This is a genomic window from Caulobacter sp., from assembly GCF_017744445.1.
In the GTDB taxonomy this organism is placed as follows: domain Bacteria; phylum Pseudomonadota; class Alphaproteobacteria; order Caulobacterales; family Caulobacteraceae; genus Caulobacter.
In genome coordinates this window covers 189,516-215,880 of the sequence record NZ_JAGIBH010000008.1, presented here as the reverse complement: position 1 = coordinate 215,880, position 26,365 = coordinate 189,516, and the positions used below count along the sequence as shown (strand labels likewise).

Below are 26,365 nucleotides of genomic sequence, written 5' to 3'. Positions count from 1 at the left end.
GGACGAGCTGGAACTGTCGGTCCGTTCGGCCAACTGCCTGAAGAACGACAACATCGTCTACATCGGCGACCTGATCCAGAAGACCGAAGCCGAGATGCTCCGCACCCCGAACTTCGGCCGCAAGTCGCTGAACGAGATCAAGGAAGTTCTCGCCGGCATGGGTCTGCACCTCGGCATGGACGTGCCGAACTGGCCGCCGGAGAACATCGAAGACCTGGCCAAGAAGTTCGAAGACCAAATCTAAGACTTCTTCGCTACCGCGCTTAATCCGGGCCGCTTCTTTCGAGAGGCGGCCTGGGCCTTTTGAAGCCGCACCCGCGGTGGAGGGCCCCGGCGCTTCGCTCTGACCCGGTCGGGAAAGACCAGGATTGGTGACAATCAGGCGCTCCTTGTCGGGACGCCGCTCGGGCGAAATGCCCAGGAGATAGAAAATGCGTCACGGTAAGGCTCACCGTAAACTCGGCCGCACCTCGGCTCACCGCACCGCCATGTTCGCCAACATGTCGGCCTCGCTGATCAAGCACGAGCAGATCGTCACCACCCTGCCGAAGGCCAAGGAACTGCGTCCGATCGTCGAAAAGCTGGTCACCCTGGCCAAGCGCGGCGACCTGCACGCTCGTCGTCAGGCCATCAGCTCGGTTCGCGACGTCGAACAAGTCGGCAAGCTCTTCGCGGTCCTCGGCCCGCGCTACAAGGACCGTCAGGGCGGCTACATCCGCGTCCTGAAGGCCGGCTTCCGCTACGGCGACAACGCCCCGCTGGCCGTCATCGAGTTCGTCGATCGCGACGTCTCGGAAAAGGGCAAGGACTCGGGTCCGGTCTTCACGGCTGACTCGGAAGACTAAGATCTTTCAGCGCAAGCTGAACGTAGAGGCCCCGGAGCGATCCGGGGCCTTTTTCGTTGTGCGCTAGGCGCGCTTGCAGACCCGTGAGCTGACCATCGCCGCATAGTCGGCGGCCGGTTGCAGCCCCATGCTGGCGCGGCGCTGGTCCAGGTTGGCGGGGTCCTCGGTCTCGAAGGCCGTCCAGACGCCCTGGTCGTCGCAGCGGCCCTGGCTGCCGTAGCGCTGCGGACGCTTCTGGGCGACGGCGACCCGGTCGTAGAGCATAGCGTAGCTGGTCGGGCGGGCCTTGCCCTCCTGAGCCAACTTCTCCAGCTGCGGCAGGATCTCGGCCTGGAAGGCGGCGTCGCGGTCGGCGTGTTGGGCCAGCAGGAAGGCGGCCTGGTCGGCCTCCTTGCCGTACGCATCGATCGTGTACCAGCCGTGCGCCTTCAGCCGCTCCTTGAGCCAGGCGGTGTTGGCCTGGTCGACCCCGCAGCCGTCCAGCTGGATGATGCGATGGGCGTAGCCGCGCGCGGCATCCGACAGGCCGGCAGCCCAGTGTATGCGTTGCATGGCGATGCCGACCTGGAAACGGGTCAGCTGGTCCTTGGCGGCGCGCGTATAGAGCTCGGCCAGTTCGGGGGAGGGGGCCTTGGCGGCCAGCTTGGCCCAATAGGCCGCGCCGCTGTAGGGCTGCGGAACCTCGAGACCAGCCAGGGCGTCGGCGTTCAGCTTGGAGGCCGCCGCGATCGCCGCCTCGGCCGACTTCAGCTCGGTCGCCTGTTCGGCGTCCGAGGTGGTCTCCTCCTTGAGCGTCTTCAACGCACGCTCGCGCGCATCGGCGTCGCACGTGTACTGCAGCGCCGTCATCTGGGCGTGAGCTGAAGAGACGCTCAGCAGGGAGCTGAACGCAGCGGCGGCGAGGAGCAATGGCGAAGCTTTCATGCCGCCAAGCTCCGCCGTGTTTGCGGCGAAGTTGTGTTCCGTGGAATGTCACTCCTGAGGTGGAGTACTCAGCCCTTCGGCTTCACCGGCCGCGCCGGATTGCCGACCACGGTCGCGCCCCGCTCCACATCGCGGGTGACCACAGCGCCAGCGCCGATCACCGCGTCGTCACCGATCGTCACGCCGGGCAGGATGATCGCCCCCCCGCCGATCCAGACATTGGCCCCGATGTGGATGGGCTTGCCCGACTCCTGGCCGGTGCGACGCAGAGCGGGGTCACGCGGATGGTCGGCGGTCAGGATCTGGACGCCGGGGCCGATGGCCGTGGCCTCGCCGATCGTGACCTCGGCGACGTCCAGGATCACGCAGTTGAAGTTCATGAACACCCGGTCGCCCAGCCGGATGTTGTAGCCGTAGTCGACGAAGAACGGCGCGCGGACGGCGACGTCCTGGCCGACCGATCCCAGGCCCTGAGCCAGCAGCATCGGACGCTCATCCAGGCCGGAGGCGTTGTAGCGGTCCATCCAGGTCTGGGCCACGCGCTGGTCGGCCTGCAGCTCGGCGTCGACGACATAAAGTTCGCCGGCCAGCATCCGTTGCTTCTGGGTCTTCACGCGACAACTACTCCTTGGTCAGGTCCTGGCGGCGGAACAGGAACACCGCCGCCGCGGCCAGGGCTATGGTCCAGGCGATCAAGGCCGCCAGGGCCGCGCCGGCCGAGCCGCTGGCGGCGCCCAGCTGGGTGGGATCCAGCAGGCTGGCGCGCAGCAGGTCGGCGTCGAACACCGGCAGGGTCAAAAGCTTCCAGCTGGGCTGACCCTGTTCCATCAGGCGCAAGGTGCTGGCCAGGATGGTCTGGATGAACCGCGCGCCCAAACAGACGATGACCACGCCCATGGTCGAGCGCGAGATCACGCCCACCAGGGCGGCCAGCGCGGCCAGGGTCATGGCCTCCAGCCAGGTGATGGCCAGCACGCCCAGCACGTCGAACGCGTTGGCTCCGAACATCGAGGCGGCGAAGGTCTTGCCGTTGATGGCCGCGCCGATCACAGCGGCGATGGCGGACAGGACGGCGGTCAGGATCAGGCTCCAGAACACCGCCTCGCCGACGACGGTCAGCTTGGCCAGCAGCAGGTTCTGGCGGGTGTTGCGCGGGGTCAGCAGCCGCCAGGTCTCCCAGCGGTAGTCGCCGGCCAGCACGGCCGCCGCGCCGATCATCAGGAACAGGGCGTCGAAGGTGCCCGCGCCGCTGGACAGCGCCTTGATCACCTGGTCGACCAGGCCGATCCCCAGGCCGGGCATCGGCTTCTTGATCATGAAGCGCAGGAACAAGTCGCCCCCCACGCCCATCATGAAGCCGACGATGGGGGCGAAGCAGAAGCCCCAGAACAGGGCCGAGCGGTCGCGCAGCAGGCGGAAGCGTTCGGCGGCGATGGCGTCGGCGAGCATCAGGCGGCCCCCCCTTGCGCGTTTGCGGTCGTCTCGAGGGTCTTGAGGTAGACGCCTTCCAGGTCGGCGTCGCGCCAGCGGGCCTCGGTGATCTCGACCCCGGCCTCGACCAGGGCGCGGATCAGGGCGGGCGCCTCGTCGCGGCGGATGTCGGCCAGGGCCGCGTCGGCGCCGTCGGCGACGCCCTTGGCGCCCAGCACGGCCAGGACTTGGGCGATGGGCGAGGCGGCGGTGATGCGCAGGCGGGCCTCGCCGGCGGTGAGGTCGGCCACGGCCCCCTCGGCCACGACCTTGCCCTTGGACAGGATGGCGACCCGGTCGCAGACGCGGCGCACCTCGTCCAACTGGTGGCTGGCCAGGATGACCGTGACGCCCTCGCGCTGGGCCAGGTCCACAATCAGGGCGCGGATCTCCTGGATGCCGGCCGGATCCATACCGCTGGTCGGCTCGTCCAGGATCACCAGCTCTGGCTTGCTGAAGAAGGCGGCCGCCAGGCCCAGGCGCTGCTTCATGCCGACCGAGTAGCCCGAGGTCGAGCGGTCGGCGGCGTGGGCGATGCCGACCCGCTCCAGCCAGCCGTTGATATTGGGATCCTTGAGACCGCTCTCCAGGGCCAGCATCTTGAGGGTGTCGCGGCCGGTCAGATAGGCCGGATAGCGCGGCGTCTCGATCATCGCCCCGACCTTGCGCAGGGCGTTGATGTCGCCGGCTGGCGCGCCAGACAGGCGCACCGCGCCACTGGTCGGGCGCACCAGGCCCAGGGCGATGCGGAAGAGGGTGCTCTTGCCCGCGCCGTTGGGGCCCAGCACCCCGAACACGCCGCCGGCGGGAATGGCCAGGGAAAAGTCGTCGAGGGCGCGCACCGCCCCGTAGGTCTTGGTGAGGCGGTCGGCCTCTAGGGCGATCGACATGCGGGATTCCCGTGCGCCGAACGAGTCGGCTCGACGCGGGGACTATGGCGGCCCGCCGCGCATGCGCCAAGTTAAGAGCCGGTCATGCTCCAGCTGAACGCTGGTCGTCATACGGCTGCAACGTTGGACGTCGATCAGGGTCGAAATTCTGGTTTCCGTGAGTGCGTCGATGCTGGTCCGCCGCGTCCTGTCCTTGGTTCTGGCTGCTGGCCTAGCTCTGTCGGCTGGCGTCGCCGTGGCGCGCGAGAAGGCTCCGCACCTGACGATCCTGGTGTCAATGGACGGCTTCCGGGCCGACTATCTGGACCGTGGCGTGACGCCGAACCTGAAGGCCCTGGCCGACGACGGCGCGCGCGGGTCGATGCGGCCCTCGTTCCCCAGCCTGACCTATCCGAACCACTACACCCTGGTGACTGGCAAGCGCCCGGACCGCAACGGCGTCGTCGGCAACGAGATGGAGGACGCGGTCATCGGTGGGCCGAAGTTCAAGATGAACGGCCCGAACGCCAACGATCCGCGCTGGTGGAACCAGGCCAAGCCGTTCTGGTGGTCGGTCGAGCGCCAGGGCAAGAAGGCCGCCGCGATGTTCTGGCCGGGCTCGGAGGTGGCGATCGACGGCGTCCGCCCGACCCACTGGATGAAATATGACCACGACCTGGCCTACGACACGCGCGTCGACCAGGTCTTCGCCTGGATGGACCAGGCCGACGGCCCGCCACTGGCCTTCACCACCCTTTATTTCGATGCCGCCGACACCGAAGGTCACCACTACGGACCCAGTTCGCCCGAGCTGACGGCGGCCCTGGTCGAGCTGGATCGCAACATCGGCCGTCTGGTCGATGGGCTGAAGGCGCGCGGGCGCTTCGAGAACACCGACATCGTCCTGGTCGCCGACCACGGCATGGCGCCGCTGCCGGCCGCCAACCGCATCGTGCTGGACGACCTGATCGACCTCTCCAAGATCCACCTGGTGACCCGGGGCGCGGTGACCAGCTTCTCGCCCGAGCTGGGCCAGGCCAAGGCGGTCGAGGCGGCGTTCCTGGGCAAGACCCTGCCGCACATGACCTGCTGGAAGAAGGCCAGGATCCCGGCCCGCTTCCACTACGGCCGCAATCCGCGCGTGCCCGCGATCGTCTGCCTGTCGGAGACCGGCTGGTACACCACCACTGCCGAAGCCCGGAAGAAGCCCGGCAAGTGGGATGGTCGCGACGGCGGCGCGCACGGCTTCGACCCCTACGATCCGGCCATGCGCGCGGTGTTCGTGGCCCACGGCCCGTCGTTCAAGCCTGGCGTCGTGCTGCCGGCCTTCGACAATGTCGACGTCTATCCGCTGCTGGCCAAGGTCACCGGCGTGAAGCCCGAGAAGGTCGACGGCTCGCTGAAGGTCGTGGGCCAGGCGCTGCGCTAGCCGGCCCGCGTCTCGTAGATCGAGATCGAGCCGCTGGGCGTGGCGATGCGGTCGCGTTCGGACACCGCCGACAGACCGCTGGCGCGCATCAGGCCGGGCAGGGCGCCGACGGCGTTGAACTCGGTGCGTTCGAAGCCGTCCACGGCCTGAACGAAGCGGAACAACAGTCGCATCAGACCACGCTGGCGGCCGTAGTCGGCAATCAGCACCCGGCCGCCGGGACGCGCTAGCCGCGCCATGGCCTGCAGGATCGCGCCCTTCACCGGCACGTCGCACTGGTGCAGCACCAGGCTTGAGATCACCGCGTCGGACACCTGCCGGCCCACCAGCGCGTCGGCCTGATCGCCCAACCCCTGACGCCACTCGATCTCCACACCGGCGCGCTGGGCCTTGGCGAGGGCGATGGCCAGTACGGCCGGATCCGGATCGATCCCGACCATCCGCACCCCGGGGCGCGCCCGCTTGATGGCGATGGCCTGTGAGCCGGTGCCGCAGCCGATGTCGACGATCAGCTCGCCGTCTTGAGGGGCCAGGGCCTTCAGCAGCGCCTTGCGCCAGCGGCCCTCGCGGCTGACGAGCGCCAGGACGAGATCATAGGCGCGTGTTAGTTCGGGGCGTCCCAGGGCGGGGACGTAGTGGGCTTGTTCGGTCATCGAGATCCTCCTGGCCGCCAAGATGGCGGATCGCGCCGGAGGGTCTTGGACCGAACGCTTGGAGGGCTTGTGGCAACGAACGCCGGATGGTCCGGGAAGATCTGGATCGGCAGGGACTGGTGGTGCTTCGAAGGCGCGAGCGGCGACTCGAAGGCCCATGGCCACCTCTGCGCCCAGGTCGTGGTCGGGCTGGACGGGCCGGCGCGGGTCGAGGCCGAGCAGGGTGTTGTCGAGGCGCCAGTGGTCGTCATCCCGCCTGGCGTAAGCCACCGGCTGCTGGGTGGTCCGATCCGGGCGATCTATCCGAGGCCGTTGGGGCGGCTGGCCCGGCGATGGGGCGTCGCGGGTTGGTCGGCCGTGGCCGCCGCGCCAGATGCCTGGACGCAGCGGCTCACCGACGGCGACTTGGTCGAGACCCTGAACGCCGAGGCAGCCTTGGGCGAGGCTGTGGTGATCGATCCGCGCCTGAAACTGGCCCTGCACGCGCTGGACGGCGACCTCAGCCTGGCGAACCTCGCCGCGCGGGCTGGCCTGTCGGCGCCGCGCCTGCGGGCCTTGACCCAGGCCGAGCTGGGCGCGCCCCTGGCCCATTGGCGGCTGTGGCTGCGGCTGGAGACGGCGCTGTTGCGCTTGCGGGCCGGGGAGGGTCTGGCCATCGCCGCCGCCGAGGCGGGCTTTGCCGACCAGTCCCATCTGAACCGCGCCATGAGCCGGTTCTTCGGGATCACGCCGCTGACCGTGGCGCGCCTACTTGCGTAGATAGTTTCGATATGCATTAAATATTGTCGTTCATTGGAAGGATATCCGCCATGTCCGACTCCCGCCCCGGTCTGGTCTCCGCGCTCGTCTATCGCGATCCCAAGGCCGCCATCGCCTTCCTGGAGAAAGCATTCGGCTTCGACCTCTCCCTGCTGATTGAGGACGCCGAGGGCAACCTGGCCCATTCGCAGATGGAATATGCCGGCCATCGGATCATGATCGGCAACGAGTGGAGCGAGAACCACGCCAGCCCGGCCTCGATCGGAGCCCGGAACACCCAGTCCGTGCACATCTACATCGCCGCCGATGTCGATGGTCACTGCGAGCGGGCCAAGGCGGCCGGGGCCGAGATCCTGGCGCCGCCCGAGACCCAGTTCTACGGCGCGCGCACCTATCGCTGCCGCGATCCGGAAGGCCACATCTGGACCGTGTCGGCCGATGTCGAAGTCGTCTCGACCGACGAGATGGAAAAGCGTAGCGGCCTGAAGATCGCGGTCGGGGCCGGATGATCACACCCGACGACTTCCGCCGGCTGGCGCTGTCGATGCCGCAGGCGATCGAGAGTTCGCACATGGGCACGGTCGACTTCCGGTGCGGCAAGATCTTCGCGACCCTGGGCAATCCCGACGCCGACTGGGCGATGGTCAAGCTGACGCCGGACCAGCAGGAGATGCGTCTCGCCGCCGAGCCGAACGTCTTCGTCCCGGTGCCCGGCGGCTGGGGCAAGGGCGGGGCGACCCGCCTGCGTCTGGCCGCCTGCGACGAGGACACCGCACGCGGCGCATTGCTGGACGCCTGGCGCAACGTCGCGCCGAAGAAGCTGCTGTGAGCGAGGCCCTCGACCGCACCCTGGCGGCCCTGGCCGATCCGCACCGGCGGCGCACGGTCGACCTGCTGCGCGAGCGGCCGCGCCGGGCCGGCGAGCTCGCGGAAAGCCTGGGCCTGACCCCACCGGCCATGAGCCGCCACCTGCGCGCCCTGCGCCAGTCGGGCCTGGTCGAGGAGAGCCATCCGGAGTTCGACGCCCGGGTCCGAGTCTACCGTCTGCGGCCCGAGCCGATGGCGCAGCTGAAGGCCTGGTTGGAAGCGGCCGAGGATCACTGGGTCGACCAGCTGTCGGCCTTGAAGGCGCATGTGGAGAGCAAGACCCAAGGGGAGGGCGAGTGAGTTCCAAGATCCTGGTCGCCCTGCGCATCGCCGCGCCGCCGGAGGCAGTATTCGACGCGTTTACGGACGACATCGCCCTGTGGTGGCGGCCCAACACCCTGTTCTCGTTCACCCCGCGCTCGCCGGGCGTCATGGCCTTCGAGGACGGCCGGCTGGTCGAGCGCCTGGCCTCGGGCAAGGTGTTCGAGGTCGGCAAGGTCAGGGTCTGGGAACGCGGCGCGCGGCTGGTGTTCGGCTGGCGGCAAGCCAGCTTCGAGCCTGGCATGGACACCGAGGTCGAGGTTCGCTTCGACCCAGTCGATGACGGCACCCGCGTGACCGTCGAGCATCGCGGTTGGGACACCGTGCCGGCGCAGAACGTGGCCCGGCACACCTTCCCGAACGCCATTTTCCTTCAGCGGCATGGCGAGTGGTGGCGGGCGTTGCTGGCGGGGCTTGCGAGTAGGGCGAACACCGTCCAACTAGGGGCCGCCGGGGAGGGCGACGCATGAACCAACCGATCACAGGCGCGAAGCGACAGGCCGCCCTGGGCTTCATCTTCGTCACCGCGACCCTGGACGTGCTGTCCCTGGGCGTGATGATCCCCGTCCTGCCCAACCTTGTGAAACAGTTTGGCGGCGGCGACACCGCCGTGGCTGCCGACTGGACCGTGCTGTTCGCCACCACCTGGGGCGTGATGCAGTTCTTCTGCTCGCCGATCCTGGGCCTGATGTCCGATCGCTGGGGCCGTCGTCCGGTGATCCTGACCTCGATCTTCGGTCTTGGGATCGACTTCCTGTTCATGGCCTTCGCGCCGACCCTGTGGTGGCTGTTCGTCGGGCGGATCCTGAACGGCATGACGGCGGCCAGCTTCTCGACCGCCGGGGCCTATGTCGCCGACGTCACCACGCCCGAGAACCGCGCCAAGGGTTTTGGCCTGATGGGCGCGGCGTTCGGCGTCGGCTTCACCTTCGGCCCGGCCCTGGGCGGCTGGTTGTGGAAGTTCGACCACCATGCGCCGTTCCTGGTCTGCGCGGGCCTGGCCCTGATGAACTGGCTGTACGGCTTCTTCGTCCTGCCGGAGTCGCTGCCGCTCGAGCGTCGCCAGCCGCGCTTCGACTGGAAGAAGGCCAATCCGGTCGGCTCGCTCCGGCTGCTGCGCGGCCATCCCGGTCTGCTGGGCCTGGCCGGCGTCGGCTTCCTGTTCCAGCTGGCGCACAACGTTCTGCCCAGCGTCTTCGTGCTCTATATGGGCTACCGCTATGGCTGGAGCCCGGACGTCATCGGCCTGACCCTGATGGCCAGCGGCATCTCCGGGATCATCGTCCAGGCCCTGATCGTCGGCCGGGTGGTCAAGGCGGTGGGCGAGCGCGGAGCGTTGCTGATCGGCCTGTTCTCGGGCTTCGCCGGCTTCATGATCTACGGCCTGGCCCCGACCGGTTTCCTCTATCTGTGCGGCTTGCCGCTGTTCTCGCTGACCGGCCTGATCCAGCCTGGCCTGATGGGGCTGATGACCCGTCGGGTGGCTCCGAACGAGCAGGGGCAGCTGCAAGGCGCCAACTCGGCGATGATGGGCATCGCGTCGATCATCGGCCCGCCGCTGTTCCTGCTGCCGTTCGCCTTCGCCATTCGCCACGACGCGACCTTGCACCTGCCAGGCCTGCCCGTGCTGATCGCCGCGGCGCTGATGCTGGCCTCGACGCTTCTGGCCTACGCCAAGGCTCGTCCCGCGCCGGCAGCGGAACCCCAAGCGGCCTGACGCCTTAGAGTCGCCCGAAAGCTCGGCTGAGGTCGCGGATACTATTCTAGGAGCCTTTCTTGAAGACCACCCTTCGCGCCCTGCTGCCCGTCGCCGTCCTGCTGGCCGCCTGCTCGAACCCGACGGGCCAGACCCAGGCCCAGCAGATCCCGGATATGCCCGCGCCGACCAAGCGCGTGCCGGCTGACTCCGCGTCGATGAAGCTGTCGTTCTCGCCGGTGGTGAAGAAGGCTGCGCCGGCCGTGGTCAATGTCGCCAGCCGCCGGGTGGTGCGCCAGCGCGTCGACCCGTTCTGGGACTTCTTCATGGGCGGCGGCGCGCCGCGCGAGCAGGTGCAGGGCTCGCTGGGTTCGGGCGCGATCGTCCGCGCCGACGGGGTGATCATCACCAACCACCACAACATCGAAGGCATCGTCGAGGGCAAGGGCGACATCACCGTCCAACTGGCCGACCGCCGTGAGTTCCCGGCCACCGTGCTGCTGGACGATCCGCGCGCCGACCTGGCCGTGCTGAAGATCGACACCAAGGGCGAGAAGCTGCCCGTCATGGCCATCGACGACCAGGAACAGCTGGAAGTCGGCGACCTGGTGCTGGCCATGGGCAACCCGTTCGGCGTCGGCCAGACCGTCACCAACGGCATCGTCTCAGCCCTGGCCCGCACGGACGTCGGCGCGGCCGACTTCGGCAGCTACATCCAGACCGACGCGGCCATCAATCCCGGCAACTCGGGCGGTCCGCTGGTCGACATGGACGGCGACCTGGTGGGCATCAACACCTTCATCATCTCGCGCTCGGGCTCGTCTTCGGGCGTCGGCTTCGCCATCCCGGCCAATGTGGTGCGCCAGGTGGTCGGCGCGGCGCTGGGCGGCGCCCATGTCGTGGTGCGGCCCTGGTTGGGCGTGAAGGGCCAGCCGGTGACCGGCGACATCGCCCGCAGCCTGGGCATGACCGCCCCGCGCGGCGTGCTGATCGCCCAGGTCTATCCCGGCTCGTCGGCCGATCGCGCCGGCCTGAAGGAAGGCGACGTCATCCTGTCGATCGACGGCCGTCCGGTGAACGACGAGGGCGGCGGCGCCTTCGCGATCGGGGCGCACAAGGTCGGCGATCGCGTGCCGATGCAGATCCAGCGGGGCGACAGGGAGCAGACCATCACGGTCCGCGCCGACGCCGCGCCGGAAACCCCGGCCAAGGACGAGCGCGCCATCAAGGGCAACAATCCGTTCGCCGGCGCGACCCTGGTCAACCTGTCGCCCGCCGTGGCCCAGGAGCTGGGCGTGGATCCGTTCCTGGGACGCGGGGTGCTGGTCACCCAGATCGGCCAGGGCTACGCCATGAGCGCGGGCCTGCGTCCGGGCGATTTCGTCCGCGAGATCAATGGCCGTCCGATCAACACCGTCGCCGATGTGGCCTCGGCGACCTCGGGGCAGGGCCGCAACTGGACGGTGACGATCGAGCGTCAGGGCCAGCGGATCACGGCGCGTCTGACGCTCTGACCTCCCAGGCCGCGCGGGCCAGCAGGGAGAACATGGCGATCAGCACGATCGGCCCCAGCGGGATCGCCTTGAAGGCCTCGGAGAAGATGATCAGCGGCAGGCAGTAGGCGGCCAGGGCGAAGATGCGTTCGCCCGGCCGCCAGGCTTGGCCCGGCGCCATGCGCACGATGGCCAGGGTGACGGCGGCGGCAGACACCATCGGCATGTCGTAGATGAAGGCGTAGGGGCTGGTCAGGAACAGGCCGACCTGCAGCGCGGCAGCGTCCAGGGCGCCGGGCGCGGGCCGGTGGCGGCTGCGGTGGAACAAGACCAGCAACACGACGACCACGACCGTCGCCACGACCAGCTGGATGGCCGTGAAAATCGGTGGACTGACACCCGCTTCGCGCAGACCGGCGGTCACGGTTGGCATCATCCAGCCCAGCGTGCTCCAATCGCGCTCCACAAGGCGGGAGAAGGCGGGGAAGGCCTTCAGCCAGGTCAGCCAGGCATCGAAGCCGAAGACCAGCACGCTGGTCGCGGCCAGGGCCAGGACGGTCAGGCAGGCCGCCGCCAGCGGATGCCAGCGCCGTCCGGCCAGCAGCACCAGCGGCACGAGGACGAAGATCTGCGGCTTGCAGGACAGCAGGCCCAGCAGGACGCCCGCCAGCCAGGGGCGCTTCTCCATCAGGCGGAAGCCGCCGATCAGCAGAGCGGCGGTGATCAGGCCGTTCTGGCCGAAGATGATCGTCAGGACCGTGGTCGGCGCCAGCACCGCTAGCCAGGGCAGGCGCGTCCCGCGCTCGGTCACGCCGACGGCCAAGGCGAAACCGATCAGCCCCACGGCCGTCCACACGGCGAAGGCGGGCAGGTAGCCCAGTAGGCCCAGGGGCGCCAGGAACAGCAGCAGCGTCGGCGGATAGACGCACGGATAGAACTTGTGAAAGCCCGGCGCCAGCGCGTGCTGGACGCTCTGCAACAGCTTGAAGTCATAGATCTGCTCGGCCGGATGCGCGTGCAGGAAGCGGCCGAAGCTCCAGAAGGCGTAGAAGTCCGCGAACAGAGGATCGCCGTCCGCCGCGTGCGTGCTCAGGTATCGGAAGATGGCCAGCGCCTGGTAGAGCACCAGCGCGGCCACGGCGACTGCCAGCATCAGGCGGCTGTTTGGCGCTCCCGACTTCTCGCGCTGGTCGTCCATGCCCATCCCCCTGGTTGGGGCGCACTGTGAGGGCAAGGTGATAATGGGACTTGAACGGGCGAGCCTGCTAGAAGGGCGGCATGTCCGATCTCTTTCAGGCCGCCGGCCTGACTCCCCACGCGCCCGCGCCGCTGGCCGACCGCCTGCGGCCCCAGAGCCTCGACGAGGTGGTAGGGCAGCAGCACCTCCTGGGCCCTGAAGGTCCCATCGGCCGCATGGCCGCCGCTCATCGCCTGGCCTCGATGATCCTGTGGGGGCCGCCCGGCACCGGCAAGACCACCATCGCTCGTCTGTTGGCCAAGGCCGGCGGCTACGAGTACCAGCAGATCTCGGCCGTGTTTTCGGGCGTCGCGGACCTGAAGAAGGCCTTCGAGCAGGCCCGCGCCCGCCGCATGGCCGGCCAATCGACCTTGCTGTTCGTCGACGAGATCCATCGCTTCAACCGCGCCCAGCAGGATGGTTTCCTGCCATTCGTGGAGGAGGGGATCGTCACCCTGGTCGGGGCCACGACCGAGAACCCCTCGTTCGAGCTGAACGGCGCTCTGCTGTCGCGCTGCCAGGTCTTCGTGCTCAAGCGCCTGGGTGAAGACTCGCTGGACCAGCTGCTGCAACGCGCCGAGGCCGCCGAGAGCCGGCCGCTGCCGATCGACGCCGAGGCGCGGCAGGTCCTGGTGTCGATGGCCGACGGCGATGGCCGCTACCTGCTGACCCTGGCCGAAACCCTGTTCTCGATCGGGACCGACAGCCCGCTGAACCCGACCCAGCTGGGCCAGTTCCTGCAGAAGCGCCGCCCGGCCTACGACAAGGACCGCGAGGAGCACTACAACCTCATTTCGGCCCTGCATAAGTCGGTGCGCGGCAGCGATCCCGACGCGGCGCTGTACTGGCTGGCGCGGATGCTGGAGGGCGGCGAGGATCCGCTGTTCATCGCCCGCCGCCTGGTGCGCATGGCGTCGGAAGACATCGGCGCGGCCGATCCGCTGAGCCTGCTGCTGACCACGGCCGCCAAGGACGCCTACGACTTCCTGGGATCGCCCGAAGGCGAACTGGCCCTGGCCCAGGCCGTGGTCCACATGGCCAGCGCGCCCAAGTCGAACGCCGTCTACAACGCCTACAAGGCCGCCCGCCGCGCCGCCAAGGAGACCGGCAGCCTGATGCCGCCGGCCCATATTCTCAACGCGCCGACCAAGCTGATGAAGTCGCTGGGTTACGGTGACGGCTATGCCTACGACCACGATGTCGAGGGCGGGGTGTCGGGCCAGAACTACTTCCCGGACGGCATGGCCCGACAGCGGTTCTACGATCCCAAGCCCATCGGCGCCGAGGCCAAGGTGCGAGAGCGCTTGGAAGCCTGGGGCAAGGTGCGTAAGGACGGCAAATGAGCAGTCCGAAATTCCGCCGTCCGCCCGGCGTCGCCAAGCCCAAGGCCGTCGAGTGCCCGATCACCCTGACGCCCGAAGAGATCGAGGCGGCCAAGTCGTGGGTGCTGTACGAGGACGAGGCGATCATCGTGCTGGACAAGCCCTCGGGCCTGTCCAGCCAGGGCGGCCGGATCAAGGCCCATACGCTGGACGACCTGCTGTGGGCGTTCGCCAAGCCGGGCAAGGCGCGGCCGCGCCTGATCCACCGCCTGGACCGCGACACTTCGGGCGTGATCCTGACGGCCAAGACCAAGCCGGGCGCGGCCTTCCTGGGCGAGGCCATGATGGCCAAGCGCTTCCGCAAGAGCTACCTGGCCATCGTCGCGCCGGGCGCGCCCGAGCCCAAGGGCGGCATGATCGACAGCCCGCTTCGCCGCGAGTCGATCGGCCGCGAGGCCTATATGCGGGTCTGCGAGCCGGACCATCCGGACGCCGAGACCGCCCGTAGCCGCTATCGCACCCTGGCCAGCAACAGCGTGGCCGCGCTGGTCGAGCTGTCGCCGGACACCGGCCGCATGCACCAGCTGCGGGTTCACATGGGCTCGATCGGTCGCCCGCTGGCGGGCGACAGTCGCTACGGCGGCGCACTGATGCTAGGCGGCGTGGCCGTGCCGCGCCTGATGCTGCACGCCGCGCGCCTGACCTTTCCGCACCCGCTGGGCGGCGAGCGCAAGATCGCGGCCCCGCTTCCGTCCGATTTCACGGCCATGCTTGCGGCCCTCGAACTGTCAGTCCCGGAACAGCCAGGTTCCGAGGCCGTTGATCAGGTCTGAAGAGGCACGAACGCCATGAAGATCGCAAAACCGCTTATCGCCGCCGCTCTATCGGGCTTTTTGCTCGCCGCGTGCGCCACCGCGCCAACCGTCTATCGCGCCCAGGCCGGCGCGCCCAATGACGTTGGCTACACCGAATATCGGCTGGAGGCCGGTCGCTATCGCGTGACCTTCCAGGGCGGCCCAGGTGCGCCCGAGGCCCAGATCGCCGACTACGCCCTTTTGCGCGCGGCCGAGCTGGCCCTGCGCGATGGCTACGACTGGTTCCGGATCGCGGATCGCTCGACCACGTCCAGCGGCTATGATCGTGGTCCCCGGATGTCGGTGGGCGGTGGTTCGGCCAGCTTCGGCCGTCGCTCCAGCGTCGGCATCGGCCTGGGCACCAGCTTCAACCTGGGACCGGGCCCGGCCTTCTCGCGCTCGATCGAGGTGGTGTTTGGCAAGGGCGCCGTGCCGAAAGACCGCGACGCCTATGACGCGCGCGATGTCGTCAAGAACGTCGGCTACGGCCGTCAAAGGACCTGAAGTTCCACGGACCCGTTTCCCCGGCGAAAGCCGGGGCCCAGATGGAAAAGCGCTGGGTGGGGTCTATAAGCGCTGCGCTTATCCAATCAGCCCAAGCGCCATGAGATCTGGGTCCCGGCTTTCGCCGGGAAGATCGGAATAGGGGTTTAAGCCGCCGCCTGCTTGGCCAGCGGATAGTTGGCGCGCAGCGAGGCGTGCGTCAGGCCGGCGGTGTCGGCGGCGGCGAAATAGCCTTCCTGCGGCAGGCCCTGCAGGATGGTCATCGGCGCCAGGCCGCGCGAGTCCCGACCGAAGGCCATGATGTCCATGGCGATCTTGGCCGCTTCGCCCGACAGGTCGGAGCCATCCAGGGCCAGGCCGGCCAGGCGGGCGTCGCGCAGGACGCGCAGCGCTTCCTTGTCCGGCGGCACGCGGGCGATGACGCCGCGGGTCAGGGCGCGCAGCAGGCCGACCACTTCCAGCAGGCGACCGGCGGGCGTGCCGCGCGTGACGTCGACCAGCTCGATCTGAACGCCGCCGCGCAGCAGGGCCAGCGACAGGCCAGCGGTGCCGGTCAGCAGGTCACGGCCGCGCTGGGTGCCCAGCGTGCGGAACGAGGCTGGCAGGATCAGTTCGGGCGTGTTCGGGCCTTGGGCCGAACGCGCGAAGACGGCCGCGTATTTCAGCGTCGACTCGTCGATGAAGGCGACGTCGCGGTCCGACAGCTTGGTCAGGGCGCGGGCCGAGGCTTGGCGACCGCTGGCCAGGTGGGTGACCATCGGCTCGATGCGCACGGCGGTGGTGACGTTGCGGCGCAGGCTGACCACGTGTTCCAGCGTGAAGTCGACCCGCAGGGCCGCGCCGCCGGCGGTGGTGAAGGCCACCGGGGTGCGGCGGGACTCGTCGGCGGGATCCACGGCCACGCGGACCGGCGAACGGGCCGAGTCACGGCGAGCGCGGGCGGCCAGGACGACGGCGGCGTCGATCGGCTTGCAGACGGCTTCGCCGCCCTCGATGCCGACGACCGAGCGGATGCCCAGGTCCATCGGCGAGGCGCTGCCCAGCAGGTGGGTCAGGACGTCCTCGAGAATCTTGACGCTGGTCGCCTGGGCGGCCAGGCCCTGATCGTTGTTCATGGCGATCAGGAATTCGCTGTCGGAGATGCGGGCGCGCATGTCCTGGCGGTCCAGGTGCTCGTTCAGCTTTAGCTCGACATAGGTCCAGACATCGCCGCGCTTCTGGCTCCACCACTCGCCAGCCCACTGGCGGATGGACTTGATGCTGATGACGTTGACCGAGCCGCGCGCCACCATGTCATTGCCCGTCAGGCGCTGAAGCACCGGACCCGGCAGGGCCACGCGTTCGGTCGCGTCTGAGGGGGGAGGGGTGTCGAAGGGCATGGGTCTGGCGCTGTTTAAGACACGTGCAGAGTGCGTGGCCGCGCTTAACCGTGGGTTTTGAAAGAGGGTTTACAACCGCGTTTACCTTGAAAGAAATCGGGGAAAAACAAGGGAACTGCGGTGGGTGCTTGGCGTTCACGCCCGCTCGGCGCATAAGGCGTTTATGAACAAGCTGCTTCTGGTGGCCGCTGGCGGCGCCGTCGGCTCGGTCGCGCGCTATCTGGTCGGCGTCGGGGCCATGCGGGTCATGGGACCCGGCTGGCCGTATGGCACCTTCACCGTCAATGTCGTGGGCGGCTTCCTGATGGGATGCCTGGCCTCGTGGCTGGCGCATCGCGGCAGTTCGTCCAGCGAACAGTGGCGCGTGCTGCTGGGCGTGGGCGCGCTGGGCGGCTTTACGACCTTTTCGTCCTTCTCCCTGGAAACGGCGCTGATGATCCAGAAGCGCGCGTATGGCCAGGCTTTCTCCTATACGGCCGCGAGCGTCCTGCTTTCGATCGCCGCCCTGTTCGCGGGCCTTCTGGTCGCCCGCAAGGTTTTCGCATGAGCACCAAAGAAGTCCGCACCCTGTACGTCGACGCTGGCGAGGACGGGGTCCGCCTGGATCGCTGGTTCAAGCGCCGCTGGCCGCACCTGAACCACATTCAGTTGAACAAGCTGTTCCGCTCGGGCCAGGTCCGGGTCGACGGCTCGCGCGCCAAGGCCGACACCAAACTGGCGGCCGGCAGCCAGATCCGCGTGCCGCCGCTGCCCGACGCGCCCGATCCGACCGACAAGAACAAGCTGTCGCCGCGCGACATCGCCTACGCCAAGTCGCTGGTGCTGTACGAGGACGAGGAAGTCCTGGCCCTGAACAAGCCCGCCGGCCTGGCCGTGCAGGGCGGCACCAAGACCACCAAGCACGTCGACAAGCTGCTCAGCGCCTGGGGAGAGGGCGTTGACCGCCCGCGCCTGGTCCACCGCCTGGACCGTGACACCTCGGGCGTGCTGCTGCTGGGCAAGACCCCGGCCGCCGCCGCGCGTCTGTCGGGCGCCTTCGCCAAGCGCAAGGCGCAGAAGACCTACTGGGCCATCGTCGCCGGTAACCCGCACCCGACCGAAGGCGTGATGGAGCTGCACCTGGCCAAGCGCGGCGTCGGCGACCGCGAGCTCGTGGTGCCCGCCCAGCCCAAGGATCCGGACGCCCAGCCGGCCGAGACCGAATTCGTCACCATCAGCCGCGCCGGTCCGCGCGTGACCTGGATGGCGCTGCGTCCGCACACCGGCCGCACCCACCAGCTGCGCGCCCACATGAAGGCCATGGGGCACCCGATCCTGGGCGATCCCAAGTACGGCGACGAGAAGTCGGCTCCGCTGTCGGAAGGGCTGAAGCTGCAGCTGCACGCCCGCTCGATCCTGCTGCCGCACCCGTCGGCCGGCATGCTGCACATCGAGGCGCCGCTGAGCGCCGAGATGAAGGAAGGCTTCCGCAAGTTCGGCTTCTCGGAAGACGAGGCCGACTCCGAGCCCTTCGGCCATCGCAGTTCCAAGATCCGTCGATAACAAGGCGTTCCTTCTTCCCCCTCCGGGGGAGGAGCGCAAAGCGCGGAGGGGGCAAGTGACGATTGAAATCACCTTACTTGCCCCCACCTGACCGCGCGATGCGCGGTCGTCCGCCCCCGAAGGGGGCGGAAGGTCACTACACCAGACCCGTCACCGGCCTGGCGGCCGCGCTGTCGGGGAACACCTTGCTCTCCAGGACCACGCGGTCGACGGCCATGTGGTCGGCCAGCACGCCCTTGAACAGGCCGCGCATGTCGAGCGTCGGAGCGGTGTCGCGGTTTTCGAACAGGGCGTTTTGCGCCAAGCCCGGCCAGTCGCCGACGATGCCGCCCTTCTTCAGCGCGCCGCCCAGGATCAGGCCCGTCGAGGCGGTGCCGTGGTCGGTGCCGCCGGTGCCGTTGACGCGGGCGGTGCGGCCGAACTCGGTCACTGCGATGACCACGGTGTTCTTCCACTCCGCGCCCAGCCCCGTGAGCAGGCCGTCCAGCACCGCGTCCATGTAGGTCAGGCGGGTGGCGATCTGGCCCAGCTGACCGGCGTGGGTGTCGAAGCCGTCCAGCGAGATGGCGGCGATCTGCGGGCCGCCGGCCTGGGTCATGAAGCCGCCCAGGGTCGAGCCCAGCTTGCGCGCGGCCTCGCTGCCGGCGCGGTTCTGGCGGTCATTGGCCTGGGTGGCGGACATCGGCGCCGGCTGCATCATGCCGGGCGTCGAGGCGGCGGCGACGTTCATGGCGGGCGTGGCGGCCATGGCCGTCATCGCCTGCTGGGCCATGGTCTCGGTCTCCAGGCCGCGCGCGAAGGCCGGGCCCAGCATCGGGTCGTTGCGATAGAGGTCCTGCAGCAGCGTCGGCAGGCGGGCGGTCTCGTCGACGCCCTTGCCCGGCGACCAGCTGGCCGCCTGGACCTTGCCGCGCAGGATCAGCGGGGCGGTGGTGCCGACCGACAGCCCCTCGACCTTGCGAGCCGGCGCCAGGGCCTCAAGCGTGCGGTTCAGCCAGCCAGTTTCGGTCCCGTAGACATGGGCCGCGCCAGTCTCGAGCACGTCCTGGGCCTCGAAGTGCGAGCGGGCGCGGTCGGGGCTGGCGATGGCCGGGGCGATGCGGGCTTGGCCTTGCTGGGCCAGGGCGTGGACGGTCTTCAGGGCTGGGTGCAGGCCGAAGGTGTCGTCCAGCTTCAGCACCTGCTCGGGCTTGAGAGCGATCGAGCCGCGCAGATTGGCGTAGTTGGCGTCACCCACTGGCGGCGAGACCGACAGGCCGTCCATGCCGCCCCGGCAGATGACGACGACCAGCTTTTTCTTGGCCAGGTCGCCCTCGGAGGCGGCGAAGGCCTGCGAGCCGAAGAAGTTGACGCTGATCCCTAAGCTGGCGCCCAGGCCCAGCAGCGAGCGGCGGTTCATCAGTTGAGCGGTCATCGGCGTTGGAACTCCGGGCTCATCACGAGAAGGGCGAAGGCTTCGCGGCGGGTCTCGGCCCGCGACACGGCCTTGGCGACGGGCGGGGTCAGGCGATCGCCCAGGGCGGAGATGGCCAGGGCGTTGGGATCGGTGCGGTCGGCGACGACGGCGGCGAAGCCCTGCGCCCACTGCATCCGCTTGATCAGGCCGTCGGGCGAGGCCCAGGTCTGGGCGTCTTCGGCCCAGCCCTTGGGGGAGGGGGCCGAGAAGGGCTTCTGGCCCAGGCCCGTCAGGATCGGCGCCAGGCGCTCGATCGCCGACGGCTGGGCCCCGATCAGCCGCCAGGTCGACAGGGTGTATTCGTAGGGCGTCTTGAACTTGGTCGGCGTCGGGTCCCACGCCTCGGGGCTCTCGACCAGGGCCTTGGCGACGGCCGCCAGGTCGCCGCCGGTGTCCATCCAGCGCCGCTCCAGCCGGTCGGTCAGCGACTTGGGCGGTGTGTCGGAGACGAAGTGGCGAGCGATCTTGCCGCAGACATGGCGAGCGGTGCGCGGATCGGCGGACAGGTCCTTCAGCACCGCCAGGCCCTGCTTGATGTCGGCCTGGCCGTAGTGGCGGGCCAGGATCGTGCGGGCGCCGGGCTCGTGGGCGTTTTCGCGGAACACGAACTGGCCGGCGCGGTCCTCGTTGTCGCGGCCGACCGAGAAGCCCGTCAGGGCGCGGGCGAACTCGGTGACGTCGGCCTGCTTGTAGCCGGCGTCGACACCGACCGTGTGCAGCTCCAGGATCTCGCGGGCCAGGTTCTCGTTCAGGCCCGCCTTGCCGCCCCGGCGTCCGGCGGCGCGGCTGTTCGGACCGATCGACTGGGCCTGGTCCAGATAGGTCAGCATGGCCGGATGGGTCGAGGACGCCGTGAGCAGGTTCTCGAAGCTGTTGAAGGCGTAGGGCCGGATCGCCTCGCGCTCGAACGGGCCGATCAGCACCGAGGTGATCTGCTTGGTCGACGAGACCGTGAAGTGGTTGGCCCAGAACAGCGCCCAGCGCTCGCGGAAGCTGGCCGGGGTGCTGGCGCCCAGCTGGGCGCGGGCCAGGAAGTCGTCATTGACCTTGTCGCGTAGATCGCGTCGGGCGTCCTTGGCGACCGGCATGTTGGCCGACGCCTCGCCGTCCTTGCGCTGGCGCTCCATCTTCTTCTGTTGCTGATAGTCGCGCATCTGCTCGAAGCGGGCCGAGGCGCTCTCGCCGTCGCCCTGAGGGATGTCGGCGCCGTCGCGGCGGATCTGAGCGGTCAGGAAGCCTTGCGGGTCGGCCTTGGCCGCCTCGATCTCGCCGGGGCGGGCGCCTAGGCCAAAGCGGGTGACGGCGATGGCGGCCATCATGTCCTTGGACGGTAAGCTCAAGCGGCGCTCTCCCTTGCGCTGACACGCGATCTTGCTCATTCAACGCGGGACTTTTGCCGTTCCGTCGCGAGCGGCCCGAAAAATGAGATTTCCCGTGTCCGACAAGTCCGAGCTGCTGCTGAAACCCAAGCGCTTCTACAAGGCCGCCGCCGCGGCCCCGGTGGAGGGCGGCTTCGCGATCCAGCTGGACGGCCGCACGCCCAAGTCGCCGGCCAAAAAGCCGCTGGTCGCGCCGACCAAGCTCCTCGCCGACGCGATCGCCGCGGAGTGGGAAGCCCAGGTCGAATATATCGACAACAGCCTGATGCCGGCCACGCGCCTGGCCTTCACGGCCATCGACCGCATCAGCGAGACCCGCGCCGAGGTGGCCCGCGAGATCACCGCCTACGCCGCCTCCGACCACCTGTGCTACCGCGCCGAGCACCCCACGCCCCTGGTCGAGCGTCAGGACCGCGAGTGGGGCGCGATCCTGGACTGGGCCAAGGCCGAGTTTGGCTTCGTCTTCACGCCGGTGGCCGGGATCATCCACCAGCCGCAGCCGCCGGCCACCCTGGCCGCCGTCGAGGCCCTGGCCCTGACCCTGGACGACTTCGCGCTGGCGGGCGTGGCCTTTGCCTCGGGCCTGTTCGGCTCGACCGTACTGGCCCTGGCCGTGCGCGCCGGCCGCCTGACCGGCCGCCGGGCGCTGGACCTGTCGCGTCTCGAGGAGGTCTTCCAGGCCGAGCAGTGGGGCCAGGACGAGGAGGCCGCCGCCCGCGCAGAGGCCCTGGCCGTCGAGGCCGAGATGATCGACCGCTGGTTCGCGGCGCTGCGCTGATGCTGAAGACCGCCGCCGTCTACGCCCTGGCGGCGCTGGCCGAGATCGGCGGATGCTTCGCCTTCTGGGCCTGGCTGCGTCTGGGCAAAAGCCCGATGTGGGCCGGGACGGGGACGCTGTCGCTGATCGCCTTCGCCCTTCTGCTGACCCGGATCGACGCCAGCGTCGCCGGCCGGGCCTACGCGGCCTATGGTGGCATCTACATCATCGCCTCGATCGCCTGGATGCGCCTCGTGGAGAACGCCCGGCCGGACCGCTGGGACTTGATCGGCGGCGCCCTTTGCTTGATCGGGGCAGGGATCATCCTGTTCGGACCGCGCGCGAACTAATCTGCCCCGTGCTGCGCTGCCGCAAGGTCCGCCTTGCCTGCGCCTTCTGGCGTCGCTAGGGCTGGCTGCCTAAGGTGGGCGAACCGCCAGCATAACTATCCGGGCAGGGGAGTACGCGCGTGCAGCACATTCTCGAGGAACTCGACCGTCGTCGCGAGCAGGCCAAGGCCGGCGGCGGCGCCAAGCGCGTCGAAGCCCAGCACGCCAAGGGCAAGCTGACCGCCCGCGAGCGTATCGACCTGCTGCTGGACGAAGGTTCGTTCGAGGAGTTCGACATGTTCGTCGAGCACCGCTGCGCCGACTTCGGCATGGAAAACCAGAAGATCCCCGGCGACGGCGTCGTCACCGGCTGGGGCACGATCAACGGCAAGGTCGTCTATCTGTTCTCGAAGGACTTCACGGTGTTCGGCGGCAGCCTGTCGAACGCCCATGCCCAGAAGATCATCAAGGTCCAGCGCCAAGCCATGAAGGTCGGCGCGCCGATCATCGGCCTGTTCGACGCCGGCGGCGCCCGCATCCAGGAGGGTGTCGACAGCTTGGCTGGCTATGCCGACATCTTCCTCGAGAACACCCTGGCCAGCGGCGTCATCCCGCAGATCAGCGTGATCATGGGCCCCTGCGCCGGCGGTGACGTCTATTCGCCGGCGATCACCGACTTCATCTTCATGGTCAAGGACACGAGCTACATGTTCGTGACCGGCCCGGACGTCGTGAAGACCGTCACCAACGAGGTCGTCACCGCCGAAGAGCTGGGCGGAGCCCGCGTCCACGCCGCCAAGTCAGGTGTCGCTGAAGGCGCGTTCGAGAACGACCTGGAGGCCCTGACCCAGGTGCGTCGCCTGGTCGACTTCCTGCCCTCGTCCAATCGCGAGCCGGCGCCGGAGCGCGAGAGCTTCGACGAGCCCTATCGCGAGGAGATGAGCCTGGACACCCTGGTCCCGGCCGATCCGACCAAGCCCTACGACATCAAGGAACTGATCCTGAAGATGGTCGACGAGGCCGACTTCTTCGAGATCAGCAGCGAGTGGGCCAAGAACATCGTCTGCGGTTTCGCCCGCATGGACGGCGAGACCGTCGGCATCGTCGCCAACCAGCCGCAGGTGCTGGCCGGGGTGCTGGACATCGACAGCTCGCGCAAGGCGGCCCGCTTCGTGCGCTTCTGCGACGCCTTCAACATCCCGATCATCACGCTCGTTGACGTCCCGGGCTTCATGCCGGGGACCAAGCAGGAGTACGGCGGCCTGATCAAGCACGGCGCTAAGCTCCTGTTCGCCTATGCCGAGGCCACGGTGCCGAAGATCACGGTCATCACCCGCAAGGCCTATGGCGGCGCCTATGACGTGATGAGCTCCAAGCACCTGCGAGGCGATTTGAACTACGCCTGGCCGACCGCCGAGATCGCGGTGATGGGCGCCAAGGGCGCGGTCGAGATCATCTTCCGCCAGGAAGCCAAGGACCCCGAGGCCCTGGCGGTGCGCGAGGCCGAATACAAGGACCGCTTCGCCAATCCGTTCGTGGCGGCCCAGCGGGGCTATGTGGACGACGTGATCATGCCGCACGGCACGCGGCGGCGGATCGTGCGGGGGCTGAAGAGCCTGAAGGGGAAGGAACTGTCCAACCCCTGGAAGAAGCACGACAATATTCCGCTGTAGGAAAGATGCTCCCCGCGATGCGGGGGAGATCTACCTGAACCCCTCTCTCTTTGAGAGAGGGAGGGGCCCGCCGCGTAGCGGTGGGAGGGTGGTGGTTAGGCGAAGCCCGTGGACGATCTTGGCGCTGTTGCGGGCGCTGTGCCGGCACGCCGGCTAACCTTGTAACCCCTCACCCCAACCCTCTCCCTATGGGAGAGGGAGCCGGTCACGGGGATTGAGCGGGCTCTATCCTCGGAATTCGCGAGATCGAATGCAGCGAAATCAAACGCTTGTCGATTTTACACGCCCCTGAATGATCCGCGCCAAAATCCCCCCCACAATCATAGCCATCCCCGTCGCGGGGGAGGGCGTTTGGATCCGGCCCAAGACGGCGGCGGGGATAGGCTGAGCGGGGCCGCTTCATCCACGGATGTGAGCGGAGCGACAGGGCGGTGATCGTGAAAACCGCCTATCGTGGATCGTCGGGCTGGAGCCGGTAGAGCCGATCCAGTGGGTCCACGCCCGTCCGCGGGGAACGGAGGCCCGAGCAGACAATGCTCACGCCCGCCGTCCTGATGGAAACAACAGCCTGGCGGAGCGGACGACGAGCCGAAACGCAAAACAAACCCTACGGTCTCCGGGTTCGCCCGGCCGCTCCGTCGCCTCCCCACATGTCTTCAGCGGTCACGCCGCGTGAAGCTGATCTCACTTGCCCCCACCTGACCTCGCTCCGCGAGGTCGTCCGCCCCCGGAGGGGGCGGAAGGTGCGCGCCGATCCTTCTTCCCCCTCCGGGGGAGGAGCGCGTCAGCGCGGAGGGGGCAAGTCAGCAAGCCACCCAAACCTTTCCCTTCCGGCCCGACCCTTCTATATGCGGACGCTTCTACACCTCCCGTGACTCCCCGAAAGGCCGCGCCCGCATGGCTCGCATCCTGATCACCTCGGCCCTGCCGTACATCAACGGCATCAAGCACCTGGGCAACCTGGCGGGGTCGATGCTGCCGGCGGACGTCTATGCGCGCTTCAAGCGGGCCCAGGGGCACGAGACGCTGTACATCTGCGCCACAGACGAGCACGGCACGCCGGCTGAGCTCGCCGCCAGCGCCGCCGGCCAGGACGTCGCCACCTACTGCGCCGAACAGCATGTGCTGCAGCACGACGTGGGCCGCGCGTTCGGCCTGTCGTGGGACCACTTCGGCCGCTCGTCCTCGCCGCAGAACCACCGGCTGACCCAGCATTTCTGCCAGGCCCTGGAAGACCACGGCCTGATCGAGGAACGCGTCGACCAGATGGTCTATTCGGTCGACGACAAGCGCTTCCTGCCCGACCGCTATGTCGAAGGGACCTGCCCGCACTGCGGCTTCGAGAAGGCGCGCGGCGACCAGTGCGACAACTGCGGCAACCTGCTGGACCCGACCGACCTGAAGGATCCGTACTCGGTGATCTCGGGCTCGCGGAACATCGAGGTGCGCGACACCCGCCACCTGTACCTGCTGCAGACCAAGATGCAGGACAAGATCCGCGCCTGGGTCGACAGCCACGGCGACTGGCCGCAGCTGGCCCGCTCGATCGCCTACAAGCACCTGGACGAGGGCCTGATCGATCGCGGCATCACCCGTGACCTCAACTGGGGCATCCCGGTGGCCAAGGACGGCGTGCCGCGTGCGGGCTTCGAGGACAAGGTCTTCTACGTCTGGTTCGACGCGCCCATCGAATATATCGCCGCCACGCAGGAGTGGGCCGAGGGCTCGCCCGACCGCGACTGGAAGCGCTGGTGGCGCACCGACGCGGGCGCGGAGGACGTTCGCTACGTCCAGTTCATGGGCAAGGACAATGTGGCGTTCCACACGGTCAGCTTCCCGGCCACCATCCTCGGCTCGGAAGAGCCGTGGAAGAGCGTCGACATGCTCAAGGCCTTCAACTGGCTGAACTGGTACGGCGGCAAGTTCTCGACCTCGAACAAGCGCGGCGTGTTCATGGACGCGGCCCTGGAGATCCTGCCACCCGACCTGTGGCGCTGGTACCTGACGGCCAACTCGCCGGAAGGCTCGGACACCGCCTTCACCTGGGAGCAGTTCGCCAGCGCCGTGAACCGCGACCTGGCCGACGTGCTGGGCAACTTCGTCAACCGCATCCTGAAGTTCAACGAGAGCAAGTTCGAGGGCGTGGTGCCCGAGGGCGGCGAGCCTGGCCCGCTGGAAGAGAAGCTGTTCGCCGATGTCTCGGCGCGCCTGGCCGATCTGGCCGAACAGATGGACGCCATCGAGATCCGCAAGAGCGCCCAGGCGCTGCGGGCCCTGTGGGTGGTCGGCAACGAGTACCTGCAGGAGGCCGCGCCGTGGACCGCGATCAAGACCGATCGCGACCGCGCCGCCGTCATCGTCCGCACGGCGCTGAACCTGGTGGCGCTGTACGCCAAGATCTCGGCCCCGTTCATCCCGTTCGCGGCCGAGACGATCGGCGGGGCGTTCGGCCTGGACTACCCGGCCCAGTGGCCGTCGAACGACGCCAAGGCCGAGCTGGACAAGCTGGCGGTCGGCACGAAGGTGACCGTGCCGGACGTCCTGTTCAAGAAGATCGAGGAAGACCAGATCGCCGAATGGTCCGCCCGCTTCGGCGGCGCGGAGTAA

The 26,365-nt window shown here is 68.6% G+C and carries 28 protein-coding genes; 19 read left to right on the top strand and 9 right to left on the bottom strand.

From position 1 onward, the window contains the following. Both J7528_RS13950 and rplQ read left to right on the top strand, forming a co-directional pair. The coding region (locus J7528_RS13950; protein ID WP_291875347.1) for a DNA-directed RNA polymerase subunit alpha C-terminal domain-containing protein at positions 1-244 on the top strand (244 nt) is incomplete at its 5' end. 187 nt (positions 245-431) lie between these two features. Then, positions 432-845: a 50S ribosomal protein L17 gene (gene rplQ / locus J7528_RS13945; RefSeq protein WP_291875343.1), complete on the top strand. Its 414-nt coding sequence runs from the start codon at positions 432-434 to the stop codon at positions 843-845. Positions 846-908: 63 nt separating this feature from the next. Here rplQ and J7528_RS13940 read toward each other — a convergent pair whose 3' ends face one another. The 4 genes from J7528_RS13940 to J7528_RS13925 form a co-directional block, all read right to left on the bottom strand. Then, positions 909-1,769 carry a DUF6624 domain-containing protein gene (locus J7528_RS13940; protein ID WP_291875341.1) on the bottom strand — a complete coding sequence of 287 codons (861 nt, stop codon included), beginning with the start codon at positions 1,767-1,769 and terminating at the stop codon, positions 909-911. 68 nt (positions 1,770-1,837) lie between these two features. Next, positions 1,838-2,383, bottom strand: coding sequence for a sugar O-acetyltransferase (locus tag J7528_RS13935; protein ID WP_291875337.1), 546 nt, complete (start codon positions 2,381-2,383; stop codon positions 1,838-1,840). A 7-nt stretch (positions 2,384-2,390) separates the two neighbouring features. Continuing rightward, the gene (locus J7528_RS13930) at positions 2,391-3,218 is read right to left on the bottom strand and encodes an ABC transporter permease (protein ID WP_291875334.1); all 828 of its coding nucleotides are present in this window, start codon (positions 3,216-3,218) and stop codon (positions 2,391-2,393) included. Beyond that, positions 3,218-4,129 (bottom strand): ABC transporter ATP-binding protein, encoded by a 912-nt coding sequence (locus tag J7528_RS13925; RefSeq protein ID WP_291875330.1) that lies wholly within the window; start codon positions 4,127-4,129, stop codon positions 3,218-3,220. Before J7528_RS13925 ends, J7528_RS13930 begins: the two co-directional genes overlap by 1 nt. Positions 4,130-4,298: 169 nt before the next feature. Here J7528_RS13925 and J7528_RS13920 point away from each other — a divergent pair, with 169 nt between their 5' ends. Continuing rightward, positions 4,299-5,537: an ectonucleotide pyrophosphatase/phosphodiesterase gene (locus tag J7528_RS13920; protein WP_291875328.1), complete on the top strand. Its 1,239-nt coding sequence runs from the start codon at positions 4,299-4,301 to the stop codon at positions 5,535-5,537. Here J7528_RS13920 and J7528_RS13915 read toward each other — a convergent pair. Then, entirely contained in the window at positions 5,534-6,190 is a 657-nt protein-coding gene (locus J7528_RS13915; protein ID WP_291875325.1) for a class I SAM-dependent methyltransferase, read from the bottom strand. The genes J7528_RS13920 and J7528_RS13915 overlap by 4 nt on opposite strands. Before the next feature lie 69 nt (positions 6,191-6,259). Here J7528_RS13915 and J7528_RS13910 point away from each other — a divergent pair, with 69 nt between their 5' ends. The 7 genes from J7528_RS13910 to J7528_RS13880 are packed head-to-tail and all read left to right on the top strand — an operon-like array spanning position 6,260 to position 11,347. Then, positions 6,260-6,949, top strand: coding sequence for an AraC family transcriptional regulator (locus J7528_RS13910; RefSeq protein WP_291875322.1), 690 nt, complete (start codon positions 6,260-6,262; stop codon positions 6,947-6,949). 50 nt (positions 6,950-6,999) lie between these two features. Continuing rightward, complete coding sequence (locus J7528_RS13905) at positions 7,000-7,458, top strand: VOC family protein (RefSeq protein ID WP_291875319.1); 459 nt, start codon at positions 7,000-7,002, stop codon at positions 7,456-7,458. Next, entirely contained in the window at positions 7,455-7,778 is a 324-nt protein-coding gene (locus J7528_RS13900; protein ID WP_291875316.1) for an MmcQ/YjbR family DNA-binding protein, read from the top strand. Before J7528_RS13905 ends, J7528_RS13900 begins: the two co-directional genes overlap by 4 nt. Continuing rightward, positions 7,775-8,116: a metalloregulator ArsR/SmtB family transcription factor gene (locus J7528_RS13895; protein WP_291875314.1), complete on the top strand. Its 342-nt coding sequence runs from the start codon at positions 7,775-7,777 to the stop codon at positions 8,114-8,116. Before J7528_RS13900 ends, J7528_RS13895 begins: the two co-directional genes overlap by 4 nt. Beyond that, the gene (locus J7528_RS13890; RefSeq protein ID WP_291875311.1) at positions 8,113-8,607 is read left to right on the top strand and encodes an SRPBCC domain-containing protein; all 495 of its coding nucleotides are present in this window, start codon (positions 8,113-8,115) and stop codon (positions 8,605-8,607) included. Before J7528_RS13895 ends, J7528_RS13890 begins: the two co-directional genes overlap by 4 nt. Continuing rightward, a complete protein-coding gene (locus tag J7528_RS13885) occupies positions 8,604-9,854 on the top strand; it encodes a TCR/Tet family MFS transporter (protein WP_291875308.1) in 1,251 nt (416 codons plus the stop codon). The genes J7528_RS13890 and J7528_RS13885 overlap by 4 nt, the downstream gene beginning before the upstream one ends. Positions 9,855-9,913: 59 nt before the next feature. After that, entirely contained in the window at positions 9,914-11,347 is a 1,434-nt protein-coding gene (locus J7528_RS13880; RefSeq protein ID WP_291875306.1) for a Do family serine endopeptidase, read from the top strand. On the opposite strand, the gene J7528_RS13875 is transcribed toward J7528_RS13880, so the two are convergent. Continuing rightward, entirely contained in the window at positions 11,325-12,524 is a 1,200-nt protein-coding gene (locus J7528_RS13875; RefSeq protein ID WP_291875303.1) for a glycosyltransferase family 87 protein, read from the bottom strand. The two genes, J7528_RS13880 and J7528_RS13875, sit on opposite strands and share 23 nt — an antisense overlap. A gap of 80 nt (positions 12,525-12,604) precedes the next feature. On the opposite strand from J7528_RS13875, the gene J7528_RS13870 reads away from it, so the two are divergent. From J7528_RS13870 to J7528_RS13860, 3 genes are read left to right on the top strand one after another with little or no spacing between them, the layout of a single operon-like run. Next, positions 12,605-13,906, top strand: coding sequence for a replication-associated recombination protein A (locus J7528_RS13870; RefSeq protein WP_291875301.1), 1,302 nt, complete (start codon positions 12,605-12,607; stop codon positions 13,904-13,906). Further along, on the top strand, positions 13,903-14,718 hold the full coding sequence (locus J7528_RS13865) for an RluA family pseudouridine synthase (RefSeq protein ID WP_291875299.1): 816 nt from the start codon (positions 13,903-13,905) through the stop codon (positions 14,716-14,718). Before J7528_RS13870 ends, J7528_RS13865 begins: the two co-directional genes overlap by 4 nt. A 15-nt stretch (positions 14,719-14,733) precedes the next feature. Beyond that, complete coding sequence (locus J7528_RS13860; protein ID WP_291875297.1) at positions 14,734-15,243, top strand: hypothetical protein; 510 nt, start codon at positions 14,734-14,736, stop codon at positions 15,241-15,243. A gap of 146 nt (positions 15,244-15,389) precedes the next feature. On the opposite strand, the gene J7528_RS13855 is transcribed toward J7528_RS13860, so the two are convergent. Further along, the gene (locus J7528_RS13855) at positions 15,390-16,622 is read right to left on the bottom strand and encodes a hypothetical protein (protein WP_291875294.1); all 1,233 of its coding nucleotides are present in this window, start codon (positions 16,620-16,622) and stop codon (positions 15,390-15,392) included. 163 nt (positions 16,623-16,785) lie between these two features. Here J7528_RS13855 and crcB point away from each other — a divergent pair, with 163 nt between their 5' ends. Then, the gene (gene crcB / locus J7528_RS13850) at positions 16,786-17,169 is read left to right on the top strand and encodes a fluoride efflux transporter CrcB (RefSeq protein WP_291875291.1); all 384 of its coding nucleotides are present in this window, start codon (positions 16,786-16,788) and stop codon (positions 17,167-17,169) included. Continuing rightward, complete coding sequence (locus tag J7528_RS13845) at positions 17,166-18,164, top strand: RluA family pseudouridine synthase (RefSeq protein ID WP_291875288.1); 999 nt, start codon at positions 17,166-17,168, stop codon at positions 18,162-18,164. Before crcB ends, J7528_RS13845 begins: the two co-directional genes overlap by 4 nt. Positions 18,165-18,300: 136 nt before the next feature. Here J7528_RS13845 and J7528_RS13840 read toward each other — a convergent pair whose 3' ends face one another. Continuing rightward, on the bottom strand, positions 18,301-19,578 hold the full coding sequence (locus J7528_RS13840) for a DUF1501 domain-containing protein (RefSeq protein ID WP_291875286.1): 1,278 nt from the start codon (positions 19,576-19,578) through the stop codon (positions 18,301-18,303). Further along, a complete protein-coding gene (locus tag J7528_RS13835) occupies positions 19,575-20,999 on the bottom strand; it encodes a DUF1800 family protein (protein WP_291875283.1) in 1,425 nt (474 codons plus the stop codon). Before J7528_RS13835 ends, J7528_RS13840 begins: the two co-directional genes overlap by 4 nt. A gap of 55 nt (positions 21,000-21,054) precedes the next feature. Between J7528_RS13835 and J7528_RS13830 the strand changes: the two genes are divergently transcribed. The 4 genes from J7528_RS13830 (at position 21,055) to metG (ending at position 26,365) form a co-directional block, all read left to right on the top strand. Next, entirely contained in the window at positions 21,055-21,777 is a 723-nt protein-coding gene (locus J7528_RS13830; RefSeq protein WP_291875281.1) for an ATP12 family protein, read from the top strand. A gap of 2 nt (positions 21,778-21,779) precedes the next feature. Then, positions 21,780-22,106 (top strand): YnfA family protein, encoded by a 327-nt coding sequence (locus tag J7528_RS13825; protein WP_291875351.1) that lies wholly within the window; start codon positions 21,780-21,782, stop codon positions 22,104-22,106. A gap of 119 nt (positions 22,107-22,225) precedes the next feature. Continuing rightward, positions 22,226-23,758: an acyl-CoA carboxylase subunit beta gene (locus tag J7528_RS13820; RefSeq protein WP_291875279.1), complete on the top strand. Its 1,533-nt coding sequence runs from the start codon at positions 22,226-22,228 to the stop codon at positions 23,756-23,758. An 897-nt stretch (positions 23,759-24,655) separates the two neighbouring features. Then, on the top strand, positions 24,656-26,365 hold the full coding sequence (gene metG, locus J7528_RS13815; RefSeq protein ID WP_291875277.1) for a methionine--tRNA ligase: 1,710 nt from the start codon (positions 24,656-24,658) through the stop codon (positions 26,363-26,365).